At 31.7% G+C, this 21,720-nt stretch carries 28 protein-coding genes; 27 read left to right on the top strand and 1 reads right to left on the bottom strand.

Annotation, left to right across the window (positions count from 1 at the left end; genetic code table 11):
• Positions 1-27: 27 nt before the first annotated feature.
• From der to HMPREF0077_RS01120, 7 genes are all read left to right on the top strand, one after another.
• The gene (der, locus tag HMPREF0077_RS01150) at positions 28-1,341 is read left to right on the top strand and encodes a ribosome biogenesis GTPase Der (RefSeq protein ID WP_004836008.1); all 1,314 of its coding nucleotides are present in this window, start codon (positions 28-30) and stop codon (positions 1,339-1,341) included.
• A gap of 1 nt (position 1,342) precedes the next feature.
• A complete protein-coding gene (gene plsY, locus HMPREF0077_RS01145) occupies positions 1,343-1,918 on the top strand; it encodes a glycerol-3-phosphate 1-O-acyltransferase PlsY (RefSeq protein WP_040349214.1) in 576 nt (191 codons plus the stop codon).
• 7 nt (positions 1,919-1,925) lie between these two features.
• Positions 1,926-2,909, top strand: coding sequence for an NAD(P)H-dependent glycerol-3-phosphate dehydrogenase (locus tag HMPREF0077_RS01140; protein WP_040349212.1), 984 nt, complete (start codon positions 1,926-1,928; stop codon positions 2,907-2,909).
• 68 nt (positions 2,910-2,977) lie between these two features.
• Positions 2,978-3,577 carry a cell division protein SepF gene (locus HMPREF0077_RS01135; protein WP_004836005.1) on the top strand — a complete coding sequence of 200 codons (600 nt, stop codon included), beginning with the start codon at positions 2,978-2,980 and terminating at the stop codon, positions 3,575-3,577.
• 30 nt (positions 3,578-3,607) lie between these two features.
• Positions 3,608-4,375 carry a YlmH/Sll1252 family protein gene (locus HMPREF0077_RS01130; protein WP_004836004.1) on the top strand — a complete coding sequence of 256 codons (768 nt, stop codon included), beginning with the start codon at positions 3,608-3,610 and terminating at the stop codon, positions 4,373-4,375.
• Positions 4,372-4,830, top strand: coding sequence for a signal peptidase II (gene lspA / locus HMPREF0077_RS01125; protein WP_004836003.1), 459 nt, complete (start codon positions 4,372-4,374; stop codon positions 4,828-4,830). The genes HMPREF0077_RS01130 and lspA overlap by 4 nt, the downstream gene beginning before the upstream one ends.
• Positions 4,811-5,491, top strand: a complete 681-nt coding sequence (locus HMPREF0077_RS01120; protein ID WP_040349211.1) for a uracil-DNA glycosylase — start codon at positions 4,811-4,813, stop codon at positions 5,489-5,491. The genes lspA and HMPREF0077_RS01120 overlap by 20 nt, the downstream gene beginning before the upstream one ends.
• Here the strand turns inward: HMPREF0077_RS01120 and HMPREF0077_RS01115 are convergent.
• The gene (locus HMPREF0077_RS01115; RefSeq protein ID WP_248596422.1) at positions 5,482-6,336 is read right to left on the bottom strand and encodes a ribonuclease H-like domain-containing protein; all 855 of its coding nucleotides are present in this window, start codon (positions 6,334-6,336) and stop codon (positions 5,482-5,484) included. The genes HMPREF0077_RS01120 and HMPREF0077_RS01115 overlap by 10 nt on opposite strands.
• A gap of 119 nt (positions 6,337-6,455) precedes the next feature.
• On the opposite strand from HMPREF0077_RS01115, the gene HMPREF0077_RS01110 reads away from it, so the two are divergent.
• The 20 genes from HMPREF0077_RS01110 (at position 6,456) to HMPREF0077_RS01015 (ending at position 21,414) form a co-directional block, all read left to right on the top strand.
• Positions 6,456-7,574, top strand: a complete 1,119-nt coding sequence (locus tag HMPREF0077_RS01110; RefSeq protein WP_004836000.1) for a cysteine desulfurase family protein — start codon at positions 6,456-6,458, stop codon at positions 7,572-7,574.
• Positions 7,574-8,737 carry a tRNA uracil 4-sulfurtransferase ThiI gene (gene thiI, locus HMPREF0077_RS01105; protein WP_004835999.1) on the top strand — a complete coding sequence of 388 codons (1,164 nt, stop codon included), beginning with the start codon at positions 7,574-7,576 and terminating at the stop codon, positions 8,735-8,737. The genes HMPREF0077_RS01110 and thiI overlap by 1 nt, the downstream gene beginning before the upstream one ends.
• 96 nt (positions 8,738-8,833) lie before the next feature.
• A complete protein-coding gene (gene rplU / locus HMPREF0077_RS01100; RefSeq protein WP_004835998.1) occupies positions 8,834-9,142 on the top strand; it encodes a 50S ribosomal protein L21 in 309 nt (102 codons plus the stop codon).
• Positions 9,142-9,453: a ribosomal-processing cysteine protease Prp gene (locus tag HMPREF0077_RS01095; protein ID WP_004835997.1), complete on the top strand. Its 312-nt coding sequence runs from the start codon at positions 9,142-9,144 to the stop codon at positions 9,451-9,453. The genes rplU and HMPREF0077_RS01095 overlap by 1 nt, the downstream gene beginning before the upstream one ends.
• A 1-nt stretch (position 9,454) precedes the next feature.
• Complete coding sequence (gene rpmA / locus HMPREF0077_RS01090; RefSeq protein ID WP_004835996.1) at positions 9,455-9,748, top strand: 50S ribosomal protein L27; 294 nt, start codon at positions 9,455-9,457, stop codon at positions 9,746-9,748.
• A gap of 50 nt (positions 9,749-9,798) precedes the next feature.
• On the top strand, positions 9,799-11,079 hold the full coding sequence (gene obgE, locus HMPREF0077_RS01085) for a GTPase ObgE (protein ID WP_004835995.1): 1,281 nt from the start codon (positions 9,799-9,801) through the stop codon (positions 11,077-11,079).
• 8 nt (positions 11,080-11,087) lie between these two features.
• Positions 11,088-11,372 carry a ribosome assembly RNA-binding protein YhbY gene (gene yhbY, locus HMPREF0077_RS01080; protein WP_004835994.1) on the top strand — a complete coding sequence of 95 codons (285 nt, stop codon included), beginning with the start codon at positions 11,088-11,090 and terminating at the stop codon, positions 11,370-11,372.
• Positions 11,372-11,968, top strand: a complete 597-nt coding sequence (gene nadD, locus HMPREF0077_RS01075) for a nicotinate (nicotinamide) nucleotide adenylyltransferase (RefSeq protein WP_004835993.1) — start codon at positions 11,372-11,374, stop codon at positions 11,966-11,968. Before yhbY ends, nadD begins: the two co-directional genes overlap by 1 nt.
• The gene (gene yqeK, locus HMPREF0077_RS01070; protein ID WP_040349209.1) at positions 11,961-12,527 is read left to right on the top strand and encodes a bis(5'-nucleosyl)-tetraphosphatase (symmetrical) YqeK; all 567 of its coding nucleotides are present in this window, start codon (positions 11,961-11,963) and stop codon (positions 12,525-12,527) included. Before nadD ends, yqeK begins: the two co-directional genes overlap by 8 nt.
• On the top strand, positions 12,520-12,828 hold the full coding sequence (rsfS, locus tag HMPREF0077_RS01065) for a ribosome silencing factor (RefSeq protein ID WP_004835991.1): 309 nt from the start codon (positions 12,520-12,522) through the stop codon (positions 12,826-12,828). Before yqeK ends, rsfS begins: the two co-directional genes overlap by 8 nt.
• A 27-nt stretch (positions 12,829-12,855) precedes the next feature.
• Positions 12,856-13,500, top strand: a complete 645-nt coding sequence (locus HMPREF0077_RS01060) for a DUF655 domain-containing protein (protein ID WP_004835990.1) — start codon at positions 12,856-12,858, stop codon at positions 13,498-13,500.
• Between the two features lie 10 nt (positions 13,501-13,510).
• Complete coding sequence (locus HMPREF0077_RS01055; protein WP_004835989.1) at positions 13,511-13,912, top strand: RrF2 family transcriptional regulator; 402 nt, start codon at positions 13,511-13,513, stop codon at positions 13,910-13,912.
• Between the two features lie 9 nt (positions 13,913-13,921).
• On the top strand, positions 13,922-16,534 hold the full coding sequence (gene alaS, locus HMPREF0077_RS01050) for an alanine--tRNA ligase (protein WP_004835988.1): 2,613 nt from the start codon (positions 13,922-13,924) through the stop codon (positions 16,532-16,534).
• 10 nt (positions 16,535-16,544) lie between these two features.
• Positions 16,545-16,805: an IreB family regulatory phosphoprotein gene (locus tag HMPREF0077_RS01045; protein ID WP_004835987.1), complete on the top strand. Its 261-nt coding sequence runs from the start codon at positions 16,545-16,547 to the stop codon at positions 16,803-16,805.
• Complete coding sequence (gene ruvX / locus HMPREF0077_RS01040; RefSeq protein ID WP_004835986.1) at positions 16,798-17,217, top strand: Holliday junction resolvase RuvX; 420 nt, start codon at positions 16,798-16,800, stop codon at positions 17,215-17,217. Before HMPREF0077_RS01045 ends, ruvX begins: the two co-directional genes overlap by 8 nt.
• Positions 17,210-17,452, top strand: a complete 243-nt coding sequence (locus tag HMPREF0077_RS01035; RefSeq protein ID WP_004835985.1) for a DUF1292 domain-containing protein — start codon at positions 17,210-17,212, stop codon at positions 17,450-17,452. Before ruvX ends, HMPREF0077_RS01035 begins: the two co-directional genes overlap by 8 nt.
• Positions 17,442-17,879 (top strand): Fur family transcriptional regulator, encoded by a 438-nt coding sequence (locus HMPREF0077_RS01030; RefSeq protein ID WP_004835984.1) that lies wholly within the window; start codon positions 17,442-17,444, stop codon positions 17,877-17,879. Before HMPREF0077_RS01035 ends, HMPREF0077_RS01030 begins: the two co-directional genes overlap by 11 nt.
• Positions 17,880-17,881: 2 nt before the next feature.
• Positions 17,882-19,564 (top strand): ribonuclease J, encoded by a 1,683-nt coding sequence (locus tag HMPREF0077_RS01025; RefSeq protein WP_040349207.1) that lies wholly within the window; start codon positions 17,882-17,884, stop codon positions 19,562-19,564.
• On the top strand, positions 19,548-20,189 hold the full coding sequence (locus tag HMPREF0077_RS01020; RefSeq protein ID WP_004835982.1) for an O-methyltransferase: 642 nt from the start codon (positions 19,548-19,550) through the stop codon (positions 20,187-20,189). Before HMPREF0077_RS01025 ends, HMPREF0077_RS01020 begins: the two co-directional genes overlap by 17 nt.
• Positions 20,182-21,414 (top strand): peptidase U32 family protein, encoded by a 1,233-nt coding sequence (locus HMPREF0077_RS01015; protein ID WP_004835981.1) that lies wholly within the window; start codon positions 20,182-20,184, stop codon positions 21,412-21,414. Before HMPREF0077_RS01020 ends, HMPREF0077_RS01015 begins: the two co-directional genes overlap by 8 nt.
• Positions 21,415-21,720: the final 306 nt, after the last annotated feature.

Below are 21,720 nucleotides of genomic sequence, written 5' to 3'. Positions count from 1 at the left end.
GTAGTTTCCAGTTTATGGAGGTTAATTATGGCTATGCCGATTGTAACCCTGGTTGGTAGGACTAACGTAGGGAAAAGTACTCTCTTCAACAGATTAGTTGGAAAGAGAAAGTCCATCACTGAAGACATTTCAGGAGTGACTAGAGATAGAATAGTAGATAAAGTTGAATGGCAAAACAAGGAGTTTCTTTTAGTAGATACTGGTGGCCTTGATATTTCTAATAAGGAAATAATGAATGCTGAAGTCAAGTCACAAGTTGAAAAAGCCTTGCTAGAAACTGATTTAGTTTTATTTGTAGTTGACGGAAGAGAAGGTCCAAACCCTCATGATGTTGATATAGCAAATGAAGTTAGAAAGTACAACAAGCCTGTAATTATAGTTGCAAACAAAATAGATTCTTTCAAAATGCCAGATGAGATATATGATTTTTATCAATTTGGTTTTGATGATTTGCTTATGATTTCAGCTGAACAAAGTAAGGGCTTGGGAGATTTGCTTGATAAAATAGTTTCATATATAGATTTTGAAGCCTATGAAAAAATCGAAGATGAAACAAGAATTGCAATAATTGGGAAACCAAATGCAGGAAAATCATCTTTGGTGAATTTGCTTTTGAATGAAGAAAGAATGATAGTTACTGATATTGCTGGGACGACCAGGGATGCTGTTGATAGCTACTGGACCTATAATGGAAATAATTATGTACTTATAGATACTGCAGGCCTAAGAAGAAAGTCCAAGGTTAAAGAAAGCGTAGAGTATTATGCCAACCAGAGGACCTTCGATGCAGTTGATAGTGCAGAAATTTGTTTGTTCTTAATTGATGCAAATGTCGGAGTAACTGAACAAGACGCAAAGATTGCCGGTTATGCTCACAACAACAAAAAGGCGATAATTATAGCAGTAAATAAGTGGGATTTGGTTGACAAAGACACTAATACGATGAAAAACATGGAAAAAGATATAAGAGAAAAACTATCTTTTGCTCCATATGCACCGATTGTCTTTATATCAGTTTTAGAAAATAACAGGATTGATAGGCTTCTAGAATTGTTTGAGATTGTTTCAAATAATTACCATACTAGAATAAAAACAGGAGTTTTAAATAACATTCTTCAAGATGCAATTTTACTAAATCCACCACCACAAGATAAGGGCAAGAGACTTAAAATTTACTATATATCACAAGTATCAACAGCTCCACCAAAGTTTATGCTTTCAATTAACGATAGAGAACTAGTTCATTTTTCATACAATAGATATTTGGAGAATCAAATCAGACAAAACTACAGCCTTGTAGGTGTTCCATTTAGTTTTGTATTTAAACAAAAAGGTGAGTGATATGATTATTATAATAGCTATAATTTCGTACTTGCTAGGCTCCTTGCCATTTGGTTATATTGTAGGGAAAATATTCTTTAAGACTGATATTAGAAAACTTGGATCAGGTAATGTAGGAGCAACAAATGCCTTGAGGAATTTTGGTAGAAGAGCAGGATTTCTAACATTTTTGTTTGATTTCTTGAAGGGAACCATAGCCTGTATAATAGGAAAAAAATTAGGTGCTGACTTAGGTCAAGCAGTTAGCTTATTTTTTGTTGTTATAGGTCATATGTATAGCATATTCCTTCATTTTAAATCTGGTAAGGGTGTTGCAACATCCTTCGGTGCCATACTTGCTATAGATTTTAAACTAGCCTTAATGCTATTGGTCATTTTCATAGCCATAGTTTTGGTATTTAGGATAGTTTCTTTAGCATCTATAATTACAGCTATAATTGCAGCGATCCTTGTATTGTTTAATTATAGGTATGCTTATTTATCTCTTGCTGTATCACTGATTGCAATGTTGGTTGTTTACAAACACAAAGATAATATTAAAAGACTTAAACTTGGTGAAGAGAAAAAGATATTTTAGGAGTGATATGGAAATTTCTATAGTAGGTGGAGGATCTTGGGCAACAGCTATTGCAAACTTATTAAGCGATAAAGAAGATGTCTTAATTTTTGCAAGGGATAGAGATGTAGTCGAATCTATTAATCATAATCATTGTAACTTGAAGTATTTTCCAGAGGTACAATTAAATAAAAATGTAAAAGCAAGCAATAATATTAAAGATGTATTTAGGAATAAGTATATAATCAATGCTATACCAACTCAAAACATTAGATCAGTATATGAAAGTTTAAGTGATTTTATAACTGATGAGAAAGTTATCATTAATCTTTCAAAAGGGCTAGAGATGGATAGTCATTTGAGGATTTCAGAAATATTTAAAGAAATTTTTGGAAACCTTGCTTATGCGATTGTTAGTGGGCCATCTCATGCAGAAGAAGTGATTAAGAAGATGCCTACTACAGTGGTTTGTGCATCTGATGATATTAATTTAGCTAAAGATATACAAGAAATATTTAATAGGGATTACTTCAGGGTTTATACTTCAACAGACCTTATCGGTGTTGAGATTGCTTCTAGTATCAAAAACATATTAGCTTTTGGTATAGGAATGGCTGATGGCTTGTCCTATGGGGATAATGCAAAGGCTGCTTTAATAACAAGGGGTATCCACGAGATGGAAAGATTTGCTAAGTATTTTGGAGCTAAAGATAAAACTGTTAATGGCCTTTCTGGAATAGGAGATCTTATTGTTACAGCTACAAGCAAGCATTCTAGAAATAATAGGGCTGGAAGGCTAATCGGTGAGGGATATAGCCTAGAGGATGTAGCTTGTAAGATAAAAATGGTTGTGGAAGGAATTCCTACTACTAAAGTGGTATATGAAATTTCTAAAAAACATAATATTGATATGCCAATAACCAAAGAAATCTATGAAGTTCTATTTAATGGAAAATCTCCTAATGAATCAGTCAAAGATTTAATGGGTAGAGATTTAAAAAATGAATATTAAATTCGAAAAATTTTCTAATATAAGTTATAATATAAGTAGAAATATGAAAAAATGCAAAGGAAGTAATTATGCTAGAAAGGTTTAAGGAATTTATAGGTATTGATGATAAGTATGATGATTATGATGAAGATCAATTATACTACGATGATTTAGAGGAATCTAAGCAAGATAGCGGAAAATCTGAGAAGGAAGAAAAATCCGAAAAGAAAGAAACTTATGGTTCATTCTTCTCAGACAGTGATTACAAAGCTGATGATAATATAAGTACCTACAAGCCATCATTTACAGATAGTTTTAAGAGTACTACATCATCATTTAGAAATACAAGATCATCAAGAAGAGGAGATAATATAGTTAATATGACAGATAAGAATTTTCAAGCAACAGGCTCTGTTAGGATTTCAATTCAAGAACCACTAGATTATGAAACAGATGCCCCAAAAGTTATTGATGATATCTTAAACAAAAAAGTTGTGGTTTTAAACCTAGAGATGGTTGAAGCAGACATGAGAAGACAAATATTTGATTTTGTTAGCGGTGCTATTTATGCATTAAATGGAACTGTTGAAAAAGTTACAAAAGGAATATTTGTTATCAGTCCTAATGGTGTAGAAATAGATCCAGCTGTGACTGATCAAATATCTGAAGGAAACTATAATCAACTATAGATCGATCTAAAAAATCGATCTTTCTTTTTTATGAGTTTAGAATATAACTTAAATTTTATTAAAGATAAGTCAAAAAAATCTACAATTAAAAAAGCTATCTCTATACTAGAAAGAGCTTTTTATAGTAGAAACGAGCTTTCAAGCTTTTTCTTAGATCCTTACGAAAGGGAAGTGATTGAAAGTATTGCTAAAAAAAACAATATCGACCTTACTTTTATTGGGGGACACTCAGAAGCAGAGCGAAAGATATTTGTGGCGAATTATTACTATCTGCCACTAAATCTTCATGATTATATAGAAATTTTAAGCTTTAATTGCAAAGATATAAAGCATCCAGATGTGTTAGGAGCTCTTATTAGTCTGGGTCTGGATAGAGAAAGTATTGGAGATATTTCCGTTTTAGATGGAAAAGTAGAGTTCGCCCTCCTTGCTAGCGAAGCGAATTTTGTTAAATATAATCTATCGAAAATCAAAAATGAAAGTATTGATATACATATTAAGGAAGATGGACGATTGCTCCTAAAAGAATCCGAATTCTCATCTTCAAGTGGATTCGTATCTTCATTAAGGTTGGATAATATTATTTCGCAAATTCTTAATTGCTCAAGATCTAGGGCTAAAGTCTTAATAACTGGTAGGATGGTTAAAGTCGACCATCAAATTATTGTTGACCCTTCTTATCAGGTTAGTGAAGCTAGTCTTATATCTGTAAGAAAAGAAGGTCGTTTTATATTTGATGAGGTTACTGGCCTAAGTAAGAAGGGTAACTATCACATAGTGTATAGGAAATTATTATGATATATTTTTTAATTATTGTTGTGGGTATAGTGCTTGACCGACTCACGAAAATTTATGCAGTCAAGAATTTAATGGTTAATCCAATAGAAAGTAAATTGATTAATCTCACATACTTAGAAAATAGGGGAGCAGCTTTTGGTATATTACAAGATAAAAGAATCTTGTTTGTAATCTTAACCATAAGCATTGTTCTTTATTTGATTTATTATTTCGTAAAGAATATTAAAAAAAATCCACCTATCTTAAATATAGCCATGGCTATGATTATTTCTGGAGCAATTGGGAATTTTTATGATAGACTTTTCCAAGCTTACGTTGTTGATTTTATAGAATTTTCTTTTGTGAATTTCCCAGTTTTTAATGTAGCAGATATATTTGTAACTGTCGGATGTGGACTTATGATCATTTATATTATGCTTCATGGAGAAAAATCAAATGACCGTAAAGATAGGTAATGATTGGGATAAGCTTCTAAAAGATGAATGGGATAAGCCTTATTATCAAGATTTAAGAAAATTTTTGATTAGAGAGTATAGAAATTATAATATCTATCCAGATATGTATGATATATTTAATGCTCTAAAATATGTGGCTTATGAAGATGTAAAGGTTGTAATCCTAGGCCAAGACCCTTACCACGGAAGGGGTCAAGCTCATGGTTTTTCTTTTTCGGTAAAGAAGGATGTCCCAATACCACCATCACTTTTAAATATATACAAGGAATTGCGTGATGACTTGGGTCTTTTCATACCAGATAATGGTAATCTTACAAAATGGGCTAAGCAAGGTGTTCTACTTTTGAATACTGTCCTTACGGTTAGAGAAAAATCACCTAATTCTCATAAGGATAGGGGGTGGGAAAAACTTACGGACAGGATTATAGCCCTTCTAAATCAAAGAGAAAAACCAATAGTATTTATCCTTTGGGGAGCGAATGCACGATCAAAGACAAAACTTATAAATAATCGAAGGCATTTAATTCTAACTTCAGCCCATCCCTCTCCGCTTTCAGCTTATAGGGGATTCTTTGGATCTAAGGTGTTTTCTAAGACAAATAAATTCTTGAGAGATAATAATATGAAAGAAATTGATTGGCAAATTGAGAATCATAAGTGATTCTCAATTATTTTTTTAGCTAATTTTAGGATGTTTAAATAAGTGTAAGTATATTTTTCTTTAATGATAAGGAAATGTTCATCGACCTTTGTCATCGAAGAATTTACAATATTAAAATTATTGATAGAAACATAACCTGTCGATTTACTATTAAAACGTCCGTATAAAACTTGAAGATTAATTATAATTTCTTGCCCGTCTATAACAAGTTCGTAATTATCACCATAAAAGTAAGCCGAATCCATGGTCTTGTCGCTTTTGAATTTGAGATTTGCTATGTCATTATTAATATAGGAATCCAGCAAGGATATTGTTGAGTATTTTGTTTCTATACTTAATTTTTCAATAAAGTAGGATTCAATATTTCTTATAAGCTCTGTAGCTATTAAATCATTTTCATTGTGTTTCATAATTGGATATGGTCTATCTCTCTTATCAGTATCATTAATTAACTTACTTATACTCTTGTATCTTGAAGGGTCGTCTCTATGAAAATTTACGAGTTTTTCTATATCTGTTAATTTTAAAGAATCAAAGTCGAAAAATTTCCTATATTTTTTTACAACTTTCAACAGGTCTACACAATCTACTAAGACTGGGAATAACTTATGATCTATAAGTCTATTGTTTAAGAAAGCAAGGTCAAAAGTATCTCCATTATAGGTAACTAGTGTATTATTTTTGATTTTTTTAAGATATATTTTAAGAAGCCTTTCTTCTTCGTCGTCATTTTGGGCAAAGTATTGGACTATATATGTCTTGTCATAATTTTTTTCTATAAGACCGAGAAGGACTAATTTATCTACTCTAGAATCTAGACCAGTCGTTTCAATATCTAAAATCATTTCGTTTTCTTTTAAATTTTTACTATAATATCTTTTCTTAAAGGTAATCATGTTATTATTATACTATTATTTGTAATTGTCAGGGGTTATAATATAATATAGAAGTTAAGGAGTAAGTCATGATATACTTAGATAATGCAGCAACAACTAAAATGTACAAAGAGGCTATAGAAGCGGAAATAGATGTGGCAGAGAATTTCTATGCTAATTCATCTTCTATTCATTCCTTCGGAATGGAATCGGAAAATTTAATAAAAGAGACTAAGAAAATATTCGCTAAAGTCATTAATGCTAAGGAAAATGAGATATATTTTACCAAGGGTGCTAGCGAATCAAATAATATAGTAATCTCTTCTTTTGCTTCTTTGGAAAATACGGCTATAACAACTAGTATCGAACATTCCTCAGTTTTTGATGCTTTCAATAATTATAAATATAAAAAAGTTATCTATTTAAAAAATGATAAGTATGGCTTTATAGACCTAGAAGATTTAAAGAATAAGTTAAATGATAATATAAAACTAGTTTCAATAATTTATGTTAATAACGAAATAGGAACAATACAGGATATTGAAAAAATTAGTAAAATTATTAAAGACTATGACGAAAATATTTGTCTACATATAGATGCGACCCAAGCTCTTGGCAAAATTGATTGCAATGTCGCTAAATTATCTTGTGACATAATGAGTTTTAGTGCCCATAAGTTCCATGGGCCTAAGGGAGTTGGTGGTCTTTATATTAGTAATAAATTCATAGCAAAAATTAAACCTATTATCTATGGCGGAAGACAACAAGTTATCTCTTCCGGAACTGATAATCACCAGGCTATATATGCGGCTGGAGTTGCCATTAAAAAACAAACAGTTGATAAGGAATATGCTTATATCCAAAAACTTAATTCCTATCTTAGAGAAAAGATTAATAGTCATATAAGCGATTCTTATATTATAAGTCCAGAAAATGATAGCTCGCCATATATTCTAGATGTTGCTTTTAAAAATATAAAGGCAGAAGTCTTAGTTCATTATTTGGAGGATTCTGAGATTTATGTATCATCTGGCTCGGCATGCTCTAAGGGAGAAGATAATAGAATTTTAAGGGCTATTGATCTTGATAAGGCATATATTGATGGAGCTATTAGGTTTTCTTTTTCTTCATACATAAGTTTTGAAGACTTGGATAAAACAGCAGATGTTCTAAAAAGTGGAATTGAAATGATAAGGGAGTTTATGTGATGGAGCACTTATTAGCAATAAGTTTTGGAGAAATATTTCTAAAGGGTAAGAATAGGAATGTTTTTTACAAGACAGCTACAAATAATATTAAAAGAAATATAAGAGAGATTGGCTATTATGATATGTATACCGAATCTTCAAAGCTATATATTAAGGCAGATAAAGATAAGTTTGATAGTCTAATAAAAGAGATTAAAAAAGTATTTGGAATAGCATATATTTCAGAAGTTGTCAAATGCGAGAAGACAATTGAAGATATTAGCAGAACAAGCATACAATTAATCAAATACTATAAGATGGATCAGGGTTTAACTTTTAAGGTAGAAAGCAAAAGAACAGATAAATCCTTTAGTCTAACTTCTCCTAAACTTAGTGCAGAAATAGGTGGAGATATCTTGGCAGAGTTTAAAGATTTGAAAGTTGATATTCATAAGCCGGATTTTACAGTTTTTATTGATATAAAATCATCTGCCTACATTTATATTAGAAGAATTAAGGGACTTGGAGGCCTACCATTAGGCTCTAGTGGTGAAGGTTTACTACTCTTATCAGGAGGAATTGATTCACCAGTAGCGGGATACTTGATGGCAAAAAGAGGTATGAATATAAATGCTATACATTTTCACTCCTATCCTTTTACATCAAAAAGAGCTCATCAGAAGGCAATGGATCTTGCAAAAATCTTATCAGCTTATACAGGAAAGATGACAGTTTATTCTGTAAATCTTGCAGAAATCTATAAGGCTATAAGTAAAAATTGCCCAAGAAGAGAAACGACAATCTTATCTCGTAGGTTTATGATGAGAATAGCCAACAAGATATCAGAAAAATATGAATATCAAGCTTTAATTACAGGTGAGAGTCTTGGCCAAGTAGCAAGTCAAACTATAGAATCAGTCTCAGTTATTAATGAATCAAGCAGCCTACCAATACTAAGGCCATTGATTGCTATGGATAAGAAAGACATAATTGAAATTTGTGAAAAAATTGAAGCATATGAAAAAGCTATTGAGCCTTTCGACGATTGTTGTTCAATTTTCGCTCCAGATTTACCAGTTACAAAACCAAAGCTAAAATATATACAAAAATCAGAAGAAAATCTTGATATAGAAAAATTAGAAAATGAAGCCATAGATAGTATGGAAATTATAGAAATAGCTTGACAAAAACAGCTTTTAATAGTATTATGAATCAGTAAACCGCTCAGTCCGGGTACTGATCCCCAACACTGGCGAGAATTTTAGTAATAGGAGGTTTCCATGTACGCAATAATTAAAACAGGTGGAAAACAATACAAAGTATCAGAAGGTGACTTAGTAAGAGTTGAAAAACTCCCATACGAAGTTGGCGACACCGTTGAATTTGACCAAGTACTTTTAGTTTCAGGAGACGAAGTTAAAGTAGGTTCTCCAGTAATTGAAAACGCAAAGGTTACAGCAACAGTTGAAGATCAAAATAAAGATAAGAAGATTGTTGTATTCAAATACAAACCTAAAAAACAATACAGAAAAAAACACGGTCACAGACAACCTTATACTTTAGTAAAAATTGATAGCATAAATCTTTAATGATTAATGTTAGTTTGTTAGTCGATAAAGAAAGAAAAGTAGGATTTGAAATACGAGGCCATGCTGATTTTGCTGAGCATGGCAGCGATATAGTTTGCTCAGCAGTTACGATATTAGCTTATGCTTGCGTCAATACACTTGATAAGTATGCTACAGAGGTTGAATTTGTAGATGATGGTGACTTATTAAGACTTTTTAGTCCAGATAAGAATGATGAAATTGATGTGGTTTTTGACTATTTCGCAACGGGTGTGGAGACTTTGCTAGGTAATTATAGCGATTACGTAAAATTAAATTATAAGGAGACATGAAATGATATTAAATATAAATTTACAAAGATTGTCAAGCAAAAAAGGAGTTTCTTCTTCAAAGAACGGTAGAGATTCTAATGCTAAAAGACTAGGTGTTAAAAGAAGTGATGGACAATTTGTTAACGCTGGAACAATCATAGTTAGACAAAGAGGAACAAAAATCCACCCAGGTAACAATGTTAAAAAGGGTGCTGATGATACTCTTTATGCTTCATGTGAAGGTGTTGTTAAATTCGAAAGAAAAGGAAGAAACAGAAAACAAGTTTCTGTTTACGACAAAGCAGATATCGCTTAGAAGTCACAGCTTGCCAATTGGCAAGCCTTTTTTTATGAGAGGATATAAATATGATTGACTACGCAAGAGTAAGTCTTAAAGCAGGTGATGGCGGAAACGGAGCCGTTGCTTGGCGACGAGAAAAGTATGAACCAAATGGCGGACCAGCTGGTGGCGATGGTGGCGATGGTGGTTCAATAATAATAAAAGCTACTAGAAATCTATCTACCCTTGATGAGTTTAGATATAAAACTAAATATAAGGCTCAAAATGGTGAAGCTGGTGGTAAAAGCAAAAAATTTGGTAAAAAAGGCGAAGATTTAATAATAAAAGTTCCTGTAGGGACTTTAGTAAGAGAAGCTGAAAGCAAGGTAATAATAAAAGACTTGAATGAAGATGGTGAGGAATTTATTATAGCTAAAGGAGGCAGAGGTGGTAGAGGTAATGTTCATTTTAAAAACTCTATCAGGCAAGCTCCAAGATTTGCTGAAAAAGGAAGGGCTGGCCAAGAAATTGAACTAATATTTGAGCTAAAGATTTTAGCAGACGTTGGTTTAGTAGGACTTCCAAATGTTGGTAAGTCTACCTTGATCTCTGTAATTAGCAAGGCGAAACCTAAAATTGCTAACTATCACTTTACAACTATAGATCCTAATCTAGGTGTTGTTAATATAGATAGCGAAAGGTCTTTTATAGTAGCGGACATACCAGGTCTTATTGAGGGAGCTAATGAAGGAAATGGCTTAGGTCATGATTTCTTAAAGCACATCGAAAGATGTCGAGTTTTGGTTCATCTTGTAGATATTTCTGGAATTGAGGGTAGAAATCCTATAGATGATTTTAATATGATTAATGAGGAGCTAAAACTATATAATGAAAAATTGGCCGAAAAACCAATGCTTATAGCTTTAAATAAGTCTGATTTGGACTTTAATGATAATGCTTCATCATTTATAAAGGAGTTTTCTGATAAATATGATATCTATAAAATATCGGCAGCAACAACAACAGGTATAAAAGAGTTGATAGATGCTGTATCAGAACTATTGGCTAATAGTAAAATCAAAGAGTTTGATCCGATGGAAGAGGTAGATAATGATTTCTTGAACCAATATTACGACAAAGAAATTGAATTTGATTTAAACTTTAGAAAAGAAAATGATATTTACGTTGTAGATGGCAAGAGAGTTGATAAACTTCTAGAAAAAGTAGATTTAGACGATTATGATGGAAAGATGTACTTTGAAAAAACTCTTAGAGAGATGGAAGTTTTTGATAAATTGAAAGAAATGGGTATCCAAGAGGGCGACAGTGTTGCTTTTGGAGACTTGGTATTTGAATACTACGAATAGGAGGCAAGATGTTAACAGGTAAACAAAGAGCTTTTCTTAAACAAGAAGCCCACGATTTTAAACCGATTATAAATATAGGTAAATTTTCAGTAACTGATGATTTAATTAAAGCTATTGATGAAGCACTTCAAGCAAGAGAGCTTATTAAAATCAAAATCCTAAATAATAATATGGATGATCAAGATGAAATTATAGATACTATAATTGATAAGACCTCTTCTGAATTTATATCACATTTAGGTTCCATTTTTACCTTATATAGAAAAAACGAAGACAATAAGTACGGACTATAATGAGAATTGGACTATATGGAGGGACTTTCGATCCCATTCATACAGGACACCTAATTGTAATAGAAAACGCAATTAACTTTATGAAGCTTGACAAAGTTATTATTCTTCCAAGTTCTAATCCTCCACACAAGAAAAACAAGAAAAAGACCGATACTAATATTAGAGTAGAAATGGTTAGTGAAGCTATAAAGGACAATGATAAAATTGTCCTTTCTACTTTTGAGTCAACAGATGATACTATAAGATATACCCATGAAACAATTAGATACTTTAAGGAAAAATTTAACAAAGATGATGTTTTCTATATCATGGGTGAAGATTCTTTCCTAACTATTGATACCTGGAAGAATTACAAGGATATTTTAGGTGAAAAAATAATAGTTTTTACTAGAAGCAATATAGATAAAGATAGTGAATTGGTTAGAAAAGTAGATGAAATCAGAAAAGACAATCCAAATATTTTCCTCATTAATAATTTGAATATTAATATTTCATCAACTCTTATAAGACAATTGGTCAAGGATAGGCTAAGCATAAAGTATCTAGTTAGTGATAATGTTAAATATATTATCGAAAAAAGAGGTTTATATGTTTGATTATGATAAATACAAAGCAAAATTAATTAATGATATTGGAGAAAAACGATATAAACATAGCTTAAGAGTAATAGCATGTGCCTTAGAATTATCGAAAAATATGAAAATTGATAAGGAAAAAGTTAAATTAGCTTGCTTTCTACATGATTGTGCGAAATATAACGAAGAAAAGTATCTGAAAGAATTTGATGTTGATTTGCCAAAAGAAGTGGATATCAGGAATTCTATGCCAGTAGTTCATTCTTTTTTAGGAGCAGAAGTAGCAAAAAAAGTGTATAATGTAAAAGATAAGGATGTACTTGAAGCTATCAAATATCATACGACTGGTAAAGAAAATATGACCGATTTAGAAAAAATTGTATTTATAGCAGATGCGATAGAAGAGGCTCGATCTTATCCTGGCGTAGAAGATATTAGAAAAAAAGCTTTTGAAAATTTAGATGAAGGTATTTTAGCGTGCTTGAATCATAATATAAAGTACTTAATTGACATTGATAGTTTTATTAATCCTTTAACTATCAGTGCAAGAAATTATTTAATAAGGGAGAAAAATGGATAAGCTAGATATAATATTAAAAACATTAGACGATAAATTAGCTGAAGATGTAAAGGTGATAAATCTTGAAGGCTCTTCAATCGCTGATACATTTGTATTAGCAAGTGGTGCTAGTATTAATCAAACAAGGGCCTTGGCGGATTATATTGAAGATGATTTAGAAAAAGAAGGATATTCTTTAATTTCTAAAGAAGGCTTGAGAGAAGGTGAATGGATTCTCCTTGATGTTGGAGATATTATTGTTCACATCTTCACGATAAAAAATAGACAATTCTATGATTTAGATAATTTGTGGGAGAAATAATCTCCCAAATCCTTCTAGGAGTATTTTATGTCTGAGGATAAAAAAGATAAGATTATATATGGATTAATAATTGCAGTTTTTTTATTGCTTGCAAATTTTTTATATTCTAAAGATGTTACTGGGCTTTTTAATAAGTCTGAACAAATAAACATAGAAGATCAAAATGACCTAGAACAAACAGATGATAAAAGTCAAAAGCACGAAGCTGTTGAGAAAGTCCCTAAAGAAAAACTCGATAAGAAAGTTTATATTTCAGGTGAAATTAAAAATCCTGGAGTTTATGAGATTGAAGATGGAGAAAGACTTGAGGATTTGATTAAAAAAGCAGGTGGTATGACTGATCAGGCGAATGATAAAACACTAAATCTTGCTGAAAGATTAGAAGATCAGATGAAAATTTACATACCTAACAAGAATGAAGACAATTCAGAGGAAAACAATGATTCTAATCAAGTCAAAAGTGGACAAACTAGTGTGAAATCTGCCTTAATTAATATTAATACTGCTAGTAAGGAAGAATTGATGACTCTGCCAAATATTGGTGACAAAAGAGCTGAATCTATTATTGAGTATAGAAAGAAAAATAGATTTGAAAAAATTGAAGATATTAAAAATATTAGAGGTATAGGCGATAAGTATTTTGAAGCCTTAAAAGATTTGATTACAGTATAGGTGAAATATAATGAAATTATCTACAAGAGGCAGGTATGGTTTAAGGGCTATGTGTTATTTAGCTAGTAACAGTTCTAGGGGATATATTTCTGTATCAGAAATTAGTGATAAATTAAATTTATCCGAAAATTACTTGGAACAATTAATAAGACTCTTAAAAAAAGAAGGATTAATTTCATCGGCTAGAGGACCTAAGGGTGGCTATAAGATAACTAGAGACCTTGATGAGCTAACAGTTGGTGATATTCTTAGAGTGCTAGAAGGCAATATAACAATAAGTGATTGTGTTAGCGGAGATGTTAATTGCGATGATAAGTGCGATGCTTATTATGTCTTCGATAAAATTGATAAAGTATTAAATGAAGCAATCGATTCAATAAGTTTAAAAAATATAATTAATCAGGAAGTTTGAGGTAAAAAGATGAAAAACTTAGGTATGAACGAATTAAGAAGCAAATATTTGAATTTTTTTGGAAATAAAAAGGGACACACTCTCTTAAAGTCGTTTCCATTAATTCCTATAGATGATGATTCATTGTTGTTAATTAATGCAGGAATGGCTCCTCTAAAGAAATACTTTACTGGTGAGAAGAAAATGAAGAATAATAGAGCTACATCTTCTCAAAAGTGTGTTAGAACTGCAGATATAGAAAGAGTTGGTAAGACTGAGCGTCATGGGACTTTCTTTGAAATGTTGGGTAACTTTTCTTTTGGAGATTATTTTAAAAAGGAAGCAATTTCTTGGGCTTACGAATTTTTGACAAAAGAACTTGAGATTTCTAAGGATGATTTGTGGGTTACTGTATTTAAGGAAGATGATGAAGCCTATAATATTTGGCATGAGCATATAGGTATTGCTAGTGAAAGAATTCTTAGAGAAGGCAAAGAAGATAACTTCTGGGAACTAGAGGTTGGACCTTGCGGACCTTGTTCAGAAATATTTGTTGACAGGGGAGCTGATAGAGCTATAGATGAGAATGATAATAAACCAGGTAATGATAATTCAGATAGGTTTATGGAGGTTTGGAACTTAGTATTCACACAATTCAATAAGGATGCTCAAGGAAACTACACACCACTTTCTCATCCTAATATTGATACTGGAATGGGCCTTGAAAGAATTGCTATGGTACTTCAAAATAAAGATAATATTTTTGAAGTAGACGTAATGGCAGCAATTATCTCAGAAATTGAAAAACTAGCTAATAAGAAATACAAAGAAAATAAGAAAGACGATGTATCAATAAGAGTAATTGCCGATCATTCAAAGGCTATGACATTTCTAGTATGCGATGGGGTCATTCCATCTAACGAAAAAAGAGGCTACGTTCTAAGAAGATTAATTAGAAGAGCTTATAGGCACGGCAAGCTACTAGGAATAGATGGAGAGTTTTTAACAAAGATTGTAGATAAGGTAATAGATACTTACAAAGTCGAATATGATGAACTAGAAACTAATAGAGATAAGATTAAAGATATAATTAGAGATGAAGAAGAAAGATTCCAAAAGACTATTGACCAAGGACTTGAAAGACTCAATTCATTAATTGATGCTATAGAAAGAGTGCATGGCAAACTATTAGACGGAAAAGAAGCTTTCAAACTATATGATACTTATGGTTTTCCATTGGATTTGACAAAAGAAATCTTGGAAGAAAAAGATTTAGATGTTGATGAAAAAACCTTTAATGATCAAATGCAAATTCAAAAGCAAACAGCAAGGGATGCTAGGAAAAAAGATGCTGGTTGGTCATTAGATAATATTAACACAGATGGATTGGCTAAAACTGAATTTATTGGATATGATAAGCTTGCTATCGAGGCAGAAATATTGGATATATTTGAAGAAAATAGTGAAGCTTCTTCGATAAGTGAAGGAAATAATGGTATAATAATAAGTGATAAGACTTCATTTTATGCTGAAGCTGGTGGTGAAGTCGCTGATACAGGAATAATTTTTAACAATTCTTTCAGAGCTAAGGTTATAGATGTTCAAAAACAAAAAGACATATATTTCCATTATGTAGAAGTTTTAAGTGGCGAAATTACTAAGGGCCAAATCGCAACATTTGAAGTGGATAGGGATAGGAGATTTGATATTCAAAGAAACCACTCAGCTACCCACTTACTTGACCAAGCTTTAAGGGATGTTTTGGGAGAAGGTATAAAACAAGCAGGATCTCTAGTAGATGAATATAAATTAAGATTTGACTTCTCTTATAACAAAGCTATGACCAAGGAAGAAATCAAAGAAGTTGAAGATATAGTCAACAGACAAATAGCTAAACAAGAATTAGTTACCAAAGAAATTGTTGATTATAAACAATCTCAACAAATGGGTGCTATTGGTTTATTTGAAGATAAATATAAGGATAAGGTTAGGGTAGTTTCTATGGGAGATTATTCTAAAGAATTATGTGGTGGTTGCCATGTAAATTATACAAGTGATATTCTAATGTTTAAGATTAACCAAGAAACATCAGTTTCTGCCGGAGTTAGAAGAATTGAAGCTGTTACTGGTAGAAAAGCTTATGAACTATTAACAAAATCTGAAAATAGCTTAAAAGTAATTGCAAGTAAGCTAAATACAAATGTTTCTACAATAATTAATAGGATAGAAAGCCTTGAAAATGAAATAGAAAATTATAAGAAAGATATCAGCAGACTAAAATCTAACAACAGTTCGGATATTGTTAACGAATTGAAAGCAGATGTAAAAGAAATAAAGGGTATAAATTTATTAGTCAAGAAGTTTGATAATGTTCCTATGGATGAATTACGTGATTATGAAAATAGGATCAAAAATTCATTCGACAATCTAATTATAGTATTTGCGTCAGTAAGCGATAAAATAGTATTTACAGTTTCAGTAGATGATAATTTAACTAATAAGTATAATGCTGGCAAAATTGTAAGGGAAATCGCACAAATTACTGGTGGTAACGGCGGTGGCAAAAAGAACTTTGCTCAAGCTGGAGGAAAAAATATTTCTAAGCTTGATGAAGCTTTGAAAAAAGTCAGTGAAATAATTTAAAGGAGATATTATGACTGATAAGAATAACTTCAATGAGACCATGCTATTTAAAGCAGATAAAGATCAAGAAAAAGATATTAGAGAGATATTGACAACAGTATATAAAGCACTAGAAGATAAGGGCTATAAGCCAACAGGTCAAATAGTAGGCTATTTATTATCAGGCGATCCAACTTACATTACAGCCCATGGTGGTGCTAGAAAGTTAATAAGAACAGTAGACCGTGACAGAATACTTGAAGAATTACTAGAGAAATATATTAATGAGTAGAATAATGGGTCTAGATGTTGGTAATAAAACAATTGGGGTTGCTCTTAGTGACCCTATGTTTTTGCTAGCTAATGGTCTAGAAACGATTAAAAGAAAAAATGCCAGTTCAGATATAGAAAGACTAAGAGAAATAATCAATGATAATGATGTTGAATTAATTGTAGTTGGTCTGCCTAAGAATATGAACAATACTATTGGCCCTCAAGCAATGAGAGTCATGAGCTTTGTTGATCTTATAAAAAAACAAGTAGACATAGAAATTGTCTATCAAGATGAGAGAATGACTACTATTCAATCAGAAGCAGTGCTAATTGACATGGATGTAAGACGTGAAAATCGTAAAAAATACATCGACAAAATAGCTGCAACTTTCATACTACAAACATATTTGGATAGGAGAAAAAATGGATAAAATTATTTTACTTGATGAAGAAGATAATGAAGTCGAATTCGAAATATTAGATACATTCGGAGTTGATGAGGCAAATTATGCTGCCTTAAAACAAAAAGGTGATGATTTAATACTTATAGTTGAAGTGATTGAAAATAACGGAGATGTTGAATTTAGAACTATAGAAGACGAAGATTTATTGGATGAAATCATCGGAATTTACGAAGAAATGAAAGAAGATCTAGATGAATACTAATCAAATAAGAAAAATTTTTGAAGAGAATAATCAAAAATTCACTAAACAAAGGGAAATTATCTTTAATGCAATGAAAAATTCTGAGGCAAAACACATAACACCTGAAGAACTTTTTTCAACTGTTCACCTTGAACATAAACAAGTTGGTATTGCTACTATATATAGAACTTTAAATATATTTGAAGAGTTAGGTATAGTAAACAAGCAAGAATTTACAGATCAGGCTTATACTTATGAGCTTATAGATCCTAAAAATGATCACCATGATCATATAATATGTACAAGTTGTGGAAAAATAATTGAAGAAGAATTTTTGTCAAAAGATGAAATGAAAGAATCTTTAAAAAAGGAATTTAATTTTGATTTAGATTATTATTCATTGAGGATTTTTGGAACATGCTCCGATTGTCAAAAAAAGAAGGAGTAAAAATGCAAAATGACAAAAAATTAAGGATAATCCCACTAGGTGGATTACAAGAAGTGGGAAAAAACTGTACATTGGTAGAATATGGCAATGATATGATTATGATCGACTGCGGGCTTACTTTTCCTGATGCGGAAATGCTTGGTGTCGATATAGTTATACCAGATTTTACCTATGTAGAGGAAAATAAAAATAAATTAAGGGGGATTTTTGTAACTCATGGTCATGAAGACCACATAGGTGCAATCCCATATTTTCTAAAAAATGTAGATACCAATGTGTATTGTTCTAAGCTAACAAAGGGTCTACTAGAAAATAAATTTAAAGAACATGGCCTAAATCCTAATAAGATAAAGATGGTTAATGTAAATAATACTGTCAAGGCTGGATCATTAAGTGCAGAGTTCATTAGAGTAAGTCACTCTATACCAGATTCTTGTGCTATTGCTGTAAAGTCACCTATTGGAACAGTAATATTTACTGGTGATTTTAAGATGGATTTTACCCCAATAGACAATGACCCAACAGATATACAAAGGTTAGCTGAATTAGGTAAAAAGGGTGTATTAGCTCTATTTGCAGACAGCACTAATGTTGAAAGAGAAGGTTATTCATTAAGTGAAAAAACAGTAGGTGACACCTTTATTCAAATATTTGGAAGGGCTAAATCAAGGATAATAGTTGCTACATTTGCGTCAAACTTGCATAGGGTACAACAAATTATATATGCAGCAGAAAGATACAACAAGAAAGTTGCTCTTTCTGGTAGATCTATGCTAAATAACGTAAGAATTGCTAGTGAATTAGGATATTTAAAAATCAAAAGCAACACAATCATAGATATGAAGAATATCAAAAATTATGCTGACGATGAGATAGTAGTTCTATCAACTGGAACTCAAGGTGAACCCCTATCCGCCCTAACTAGGATGGCCAATAAGGAACATAAGCAAATTAATCTAAACGAAACAGATACAGTTATCTTATCTTCATCTGCTATACCTGGAAATGAGATGGCTATTAATAATACTATTAACAACCTAACCAAAATTGGATGTAAGATAATCTATTCGTCATTAGCCAAGGTTCATGCTTCAGGTCATGCTTGTCAAGAAGAAATAAAGCTTATGTATCAATTAACAACACCAAAATATCTAATACCTGCCCATGGTGAAGTAAGACAACTTCAAAAACACGCAGAAATCGCTGAGGATATGGGTCAAGCTAAGGAAAATATCCTCATTGGTAAAAATGGTGATGTTTATGAGTTTACTAAGAAGACTGGAGCAATCAATGGTAGGGTTCAAGCAGGAAATATTCTTGTAGATGGTTCTGGCATTGGTGATGTTGGAAATATTGTCCTAAAAGATAGAAAACACTTATCTGAAGATGGACTAATGGTTGTATCATTAACATTTGATAAGCACACTCAACAACTATTAGCTGGTCCTGAAATAGTATCTCGTGGTTTTGTCTATGTCAAAGAAAATCAAGATATTATTGAAAATGCTAAAGATGTTGTATTAAGATCAATTAAAAAATGTTCTGACAAAGACATTCGCGCTATAAGTCAAATTAAGTATAAGATTAGAGAGGACTTAAAATCTTATATTTATAATGAACTTGGACGTGATCCAATGATATTACCTGTTATTTCTGAGCTTGAAAGCAATGAATCCTATAAATAGAGAATATATTACGTCATTTATTGATGATTTGCTAGAAGACATGGATTTTTTAGAACTAAGAAAGTTTGCAGAAGAAAATTCAGTTCCTATTATGAAGGTAGAAACAAAAGAATTTTTGAAAAGTTTAGTCAAAATGAAAAATCCTTCATCTATTCTAGAGCTGGGAACTGCAATAGGTTACTCGTCTTTAGTGTTTGAAAAATATAGCCAAGCTAAAATAACTACTATTGAGTTATCAGAAGAAATGGCAAATATTGCAAGAGATAATTTTGAAAAATATAATGCAAATATCAATTTAATAAATGATGATGCCAAAAAAGCCTTGACTAATCTAAATCAAGGCTTTGATTTTGTTTTTATAGATGCTAATAAATCTAATTATAAATTTTACTTCGATTATGTCGATAAGAATCTCCTCAATGATGGTGGAGTAATAATTTGCGATAACATACTCTTTAGAGGTGAAGTTTGTAATGATGATCTGATTGAAAAAAGAAAGATTACTATAGTCAAAAGACTAAGGAAATTTCTTGCTTATATTACTAGTAGGAATGATTATATAACATCAATTATTCCTATTGGTGATGGAATAAGTATAAGTTGTAAGGGGAAAAATTATGAATAAGAAAGTTGAATTACTTGCGCCCGCTGGGGACATGGAAAGATTGGAAGCAGCAATTAAATTTGGTGCTGATGCAGTATTTCTAGCTGGTGATAGCTTTGGATTAAGAGCCAATGCTAAAAATTTCGATAAAGAAGAATTAAAAAAAGCGGTAGAAATAGCTCACAAAAACAATGTAAGAGTTCATGTTACAATGAATATATTACCTCATGATGAAGACATGAAGGGCCTAGTAGAATATCTGGAGTATTTGGACTCTATAAAAGTTGATGCTTTAATTATATCTGATCCAGGTATTTTTTCACTATCTAAGGAGCATACAAATATTGACCTTCATATTAGCACACAGGCTTCAGTAACTAACTCTTTTACTGTTAAGTTTTGGCATGATATGGGGGCTAAGAGGGTAATACTAGCAAGAGAACTTTCCTTTGAGGAAATAAAGGAAGTTAAGAAGAATGCTCCTGAGGATATGGAGATTGAATGCTTCATACATGGGGCTATGTGCATATCATATTCTGGAAGGTGTCTATTATCTAATTATATGACAGGAAGGGATGCGAATAGGGGTGATTGTGCTCAATCATGCAGATGGAAATATTCTATTCAAGAAGAAACAAGGCCAGGTGAATATTATCCTATAGAAGAGGATGGTAGGGGTGGAACCTTCATCATGAATTCCAAAGACCTTTGTCTTTTAGATGAGATTGATAAGTTGATAGAAATAGGCGTAGATAGCTTCAAAATCGAAGGAAGAATGAAGACGGCTTTCTATGTTGCAACTGTAATTAGAAGCTATAGACAGGCAATAGACGCTTATTATGATGGTAAATTCAACGAAGATGTAGCTAAAAAGTATTATAAGGAAATTACTAAAGCTAGTCACAGACATTTCACAAAAGGATTCTTTAATAAGAAACCTGATGCAAATGATCAAATTTATGAAAATTCATCATATATAAGAAATTATGATTTCATAGGAGTTGTGCTTGCTTATGATGAAGATAGTAAAATAGCTACGATAGAGCAAAGAAATAGATTTTTTCTAGGTGATGAGATAGAAATATTTTCTAACTCTCCAGATTTTTATGAATTTAAAATTGACAATATGAAAAATAAAAAAGGTGAGGACATTGATGTCGCAAACCAACCTAAGGAAGAAATTCTTATTAAAATCGACTATCCTTTATCTAAGGGCGATATGTTAAGGCGAAAAATTGAGGAATAAATAATATAAAAACCCGAGTTCATTAGTACTCGGGTTTTTATGGTGCGCTCGGCATGAGCATATTCTAACAGGTGAAAGTCCTAAGTGTGCCCGGTAGTGGGAAACACATAGCTAAAGGCAAGGGTGTCCATCGTGAGGTGGAATCTGAAGGAAGCCCTAGGCAAACTCTTGGTCCGACGAACAGAAATCACATAAGGCAGGTACGTAGGATAAGGCTGCCAAACAAGTTGAAGTCCAATAACTACACGGAATACGTAAATGTAAATGTGGCAGATAGATGAGAGGAAAGAACATGCCCTTACCCGA

Origin of the sequence: Anaerococcus tetradius ATCC 35098 (assembly GCF_000159095.1) — a bacterium.
GTDB lineage: Bacteria > Bacillota > Clostridia > Tissierellales > Peptoniphilaceae > Anaerococcus > Anaerococcus tetradius.
The sequence above is the reverse complement of the archived record's forward strand: the minus strand, read 5'-3'. Positions and strand labels throughout refer to the sequence as shown.

Coding starts and splice junctions, on each gene's coding strand:
- der (WP_004836008.1), top strand. CDS start 28: ATGGCTATGCCGATTGTAACCCTGGTTGGTAGGACTAACGTAGGGAAA.
- plsY (WP_040349214.1), top strand. CDS start 1,343: ATGATTATTATAATAGCTATAATTTCGTACTTGCTAGGCTCCTTGCCA.
- HMPREF0077_RS01140 (WP_040349212.1), top strand. CDS start 1,926: ATGGAAATTTCTATAGTAGGTGGAGGATCTTGGGCAACAGCTATTGCA.
- HMPREF0077_RS01135 (WP_004836005.1), top strand. CDS start 2,978: ATGCTAGAAAGGTTTAAGGAATTTATAGGTATTGATGATAAGTATGAT.
- HMPREF0077_RS01130 (WP_004836004.1), top strand. CDS start 3,608: ATGAGTTTAGAATATAACTTAAATTTTATTAAAGATAAGTCAAAAAAA.
- lspA (WP_004836003.1), top strand. CDS start 4,372: ATGATATATTTTTTAATTATTGTTGTGGGTATAGTGCTTGACCGACTC.
- HMPREF0077_RS01120 (WP_040349211.1), top strand. CDS start 4,811: ATGACCGTAAAGATAGGTAATGATTGGGATAAGCTTCTAAAAGATGAA.
- HMPREF0077_RS01115 (WP_248596422.1), bottom strand. CDS start 6,336: ATGATTTTAGATATTGAAACGACTGGTCTAGATTCTAGAGTAGATAAA.
- HMPREF0077_RS01110 (WP_004836000.1), top strand. CDS start 6,456: ATGATATACTTAGATAATGCAGCAACAACTAAAATGTACAAAGAGGCT.
- thiI (WP_004835999.1), top strand. CDS start 7,574: ATGGAGCACTTATTAGCAATAAGTTTTGGAGAAATATTTCTAAAGGGT.
- rplU (WP_004835998.1), top strand. CDS start 8,834: ATGTACGCAATAATTAAAACAGGTGGAAAACAATACAAAGTATCAGAA.
- HMPREF0077_RS01095 (WP_004835997.1), top strand. CDS start 9,142: ATGATTAATGTTAGTTTGTTAGTCGATAAAGAAAGAAAAGTAGGATTT.
- rpmA (WP_004835996.1), top strand. CDS start 9,455: ATGATATTAAATATAAATTTACAAAGATTGTCAAGCAAAAAAGGAGTT.
- obgE (WP_004835995.1), top strand. CDS start 9,799: ATGATTGACTACGCAAGAGTAAGTCTTAAAGCAGGTGATGGCGGAAAC.
- yhbY (WP_004835994.1), top strand. CDS start 11,088: ATGTTAACAGGTAAACAAAGAGCTTTTCTTAAACAAGAAGCCCACGAT.
- nadD (WP_004835993.1), top strand. CDS start 11,372: ATGAGAATTGGACTATATGGAGGGACTTTCGATCCCATTCATACAGGA.
- yqeK (WP_040349209.1), top strand. CDS start 11,961: ATGTTTGATTATGATAAATACAAAGCAAAATTAATTAATGATATTGGA.
- rsfS (WP_004835991.1), top strand. CDS start 12,520: ATGGATAAGCTAGATATAATATTAAAAACATTAGACGATAAATTAGCT.
- HMPREF0077_RS01060 (WP_004835990.1), top strand. CDS start 12,856: ATGTCTGAGGATAAAAAAGATAAGATTATATATGGATTAATAATTGCA.
- HMPREF0077_RS01055 (WP_004835989.1), top strand. CDS start 13,511: ATGAAATTATCTACAAGAGGCAGGTATGGTTTAAGGGCTATGTGTTAT.
- alaS (WP_004835988.1), top strand. CDS start 13,922: ATGAAAAACTTAGGTATGAACGAATTAAGAAGCAAATATTTGAATTTT.
- HMPREF0077_RS01045 (WP_004835987.1), top strand. CDS start 16,545: ATGACTGATAAGAATAACTTCAATGAGACCATGCTATTTAAAGCAGAT.
- ruvX (WP_004835986.1), top strand. CDS start 16,798: ATGAGTAGAATAATGGGTCTAGATGTTGGTAATAAAACAATTGGGGTT.
- HMPREF0077_RS01035 (WP_004835985.1), top strand. CDS start 17,210: ATGGATAAAATTATTTTACTTGATGAAGAAGATAATGAAGTCGAATTC.
- HMPREF0077_RS01030 (WP_004835984.1), top strand. CDS start 17,442: ATGAATACTAATCAAATAAGAAAAATTTTTGAAGAGAATAATCAAAAA.
- HMPREF0077_RS01025 (WP_040349207.1), top strand. CDS start 17,882: ATGCAAAATGACAAAAAATTAAGGATAATCCCACTAGGTGGATTACAA.
- HMPREF0077_RS01020 (WP_004835982.1), top strand. CDS start 19,548: ATGAATCCTATAAATAGAGAATATATTACGTCATTTATTGATGATTTG.
- HMPREF0077_RS01015 (WP_004835981.1), top strand. CDS start 20,182: ATGAATAAGAAAGTTGAATTACTTGCGCCCGCTGGGGACATGGAAAGA.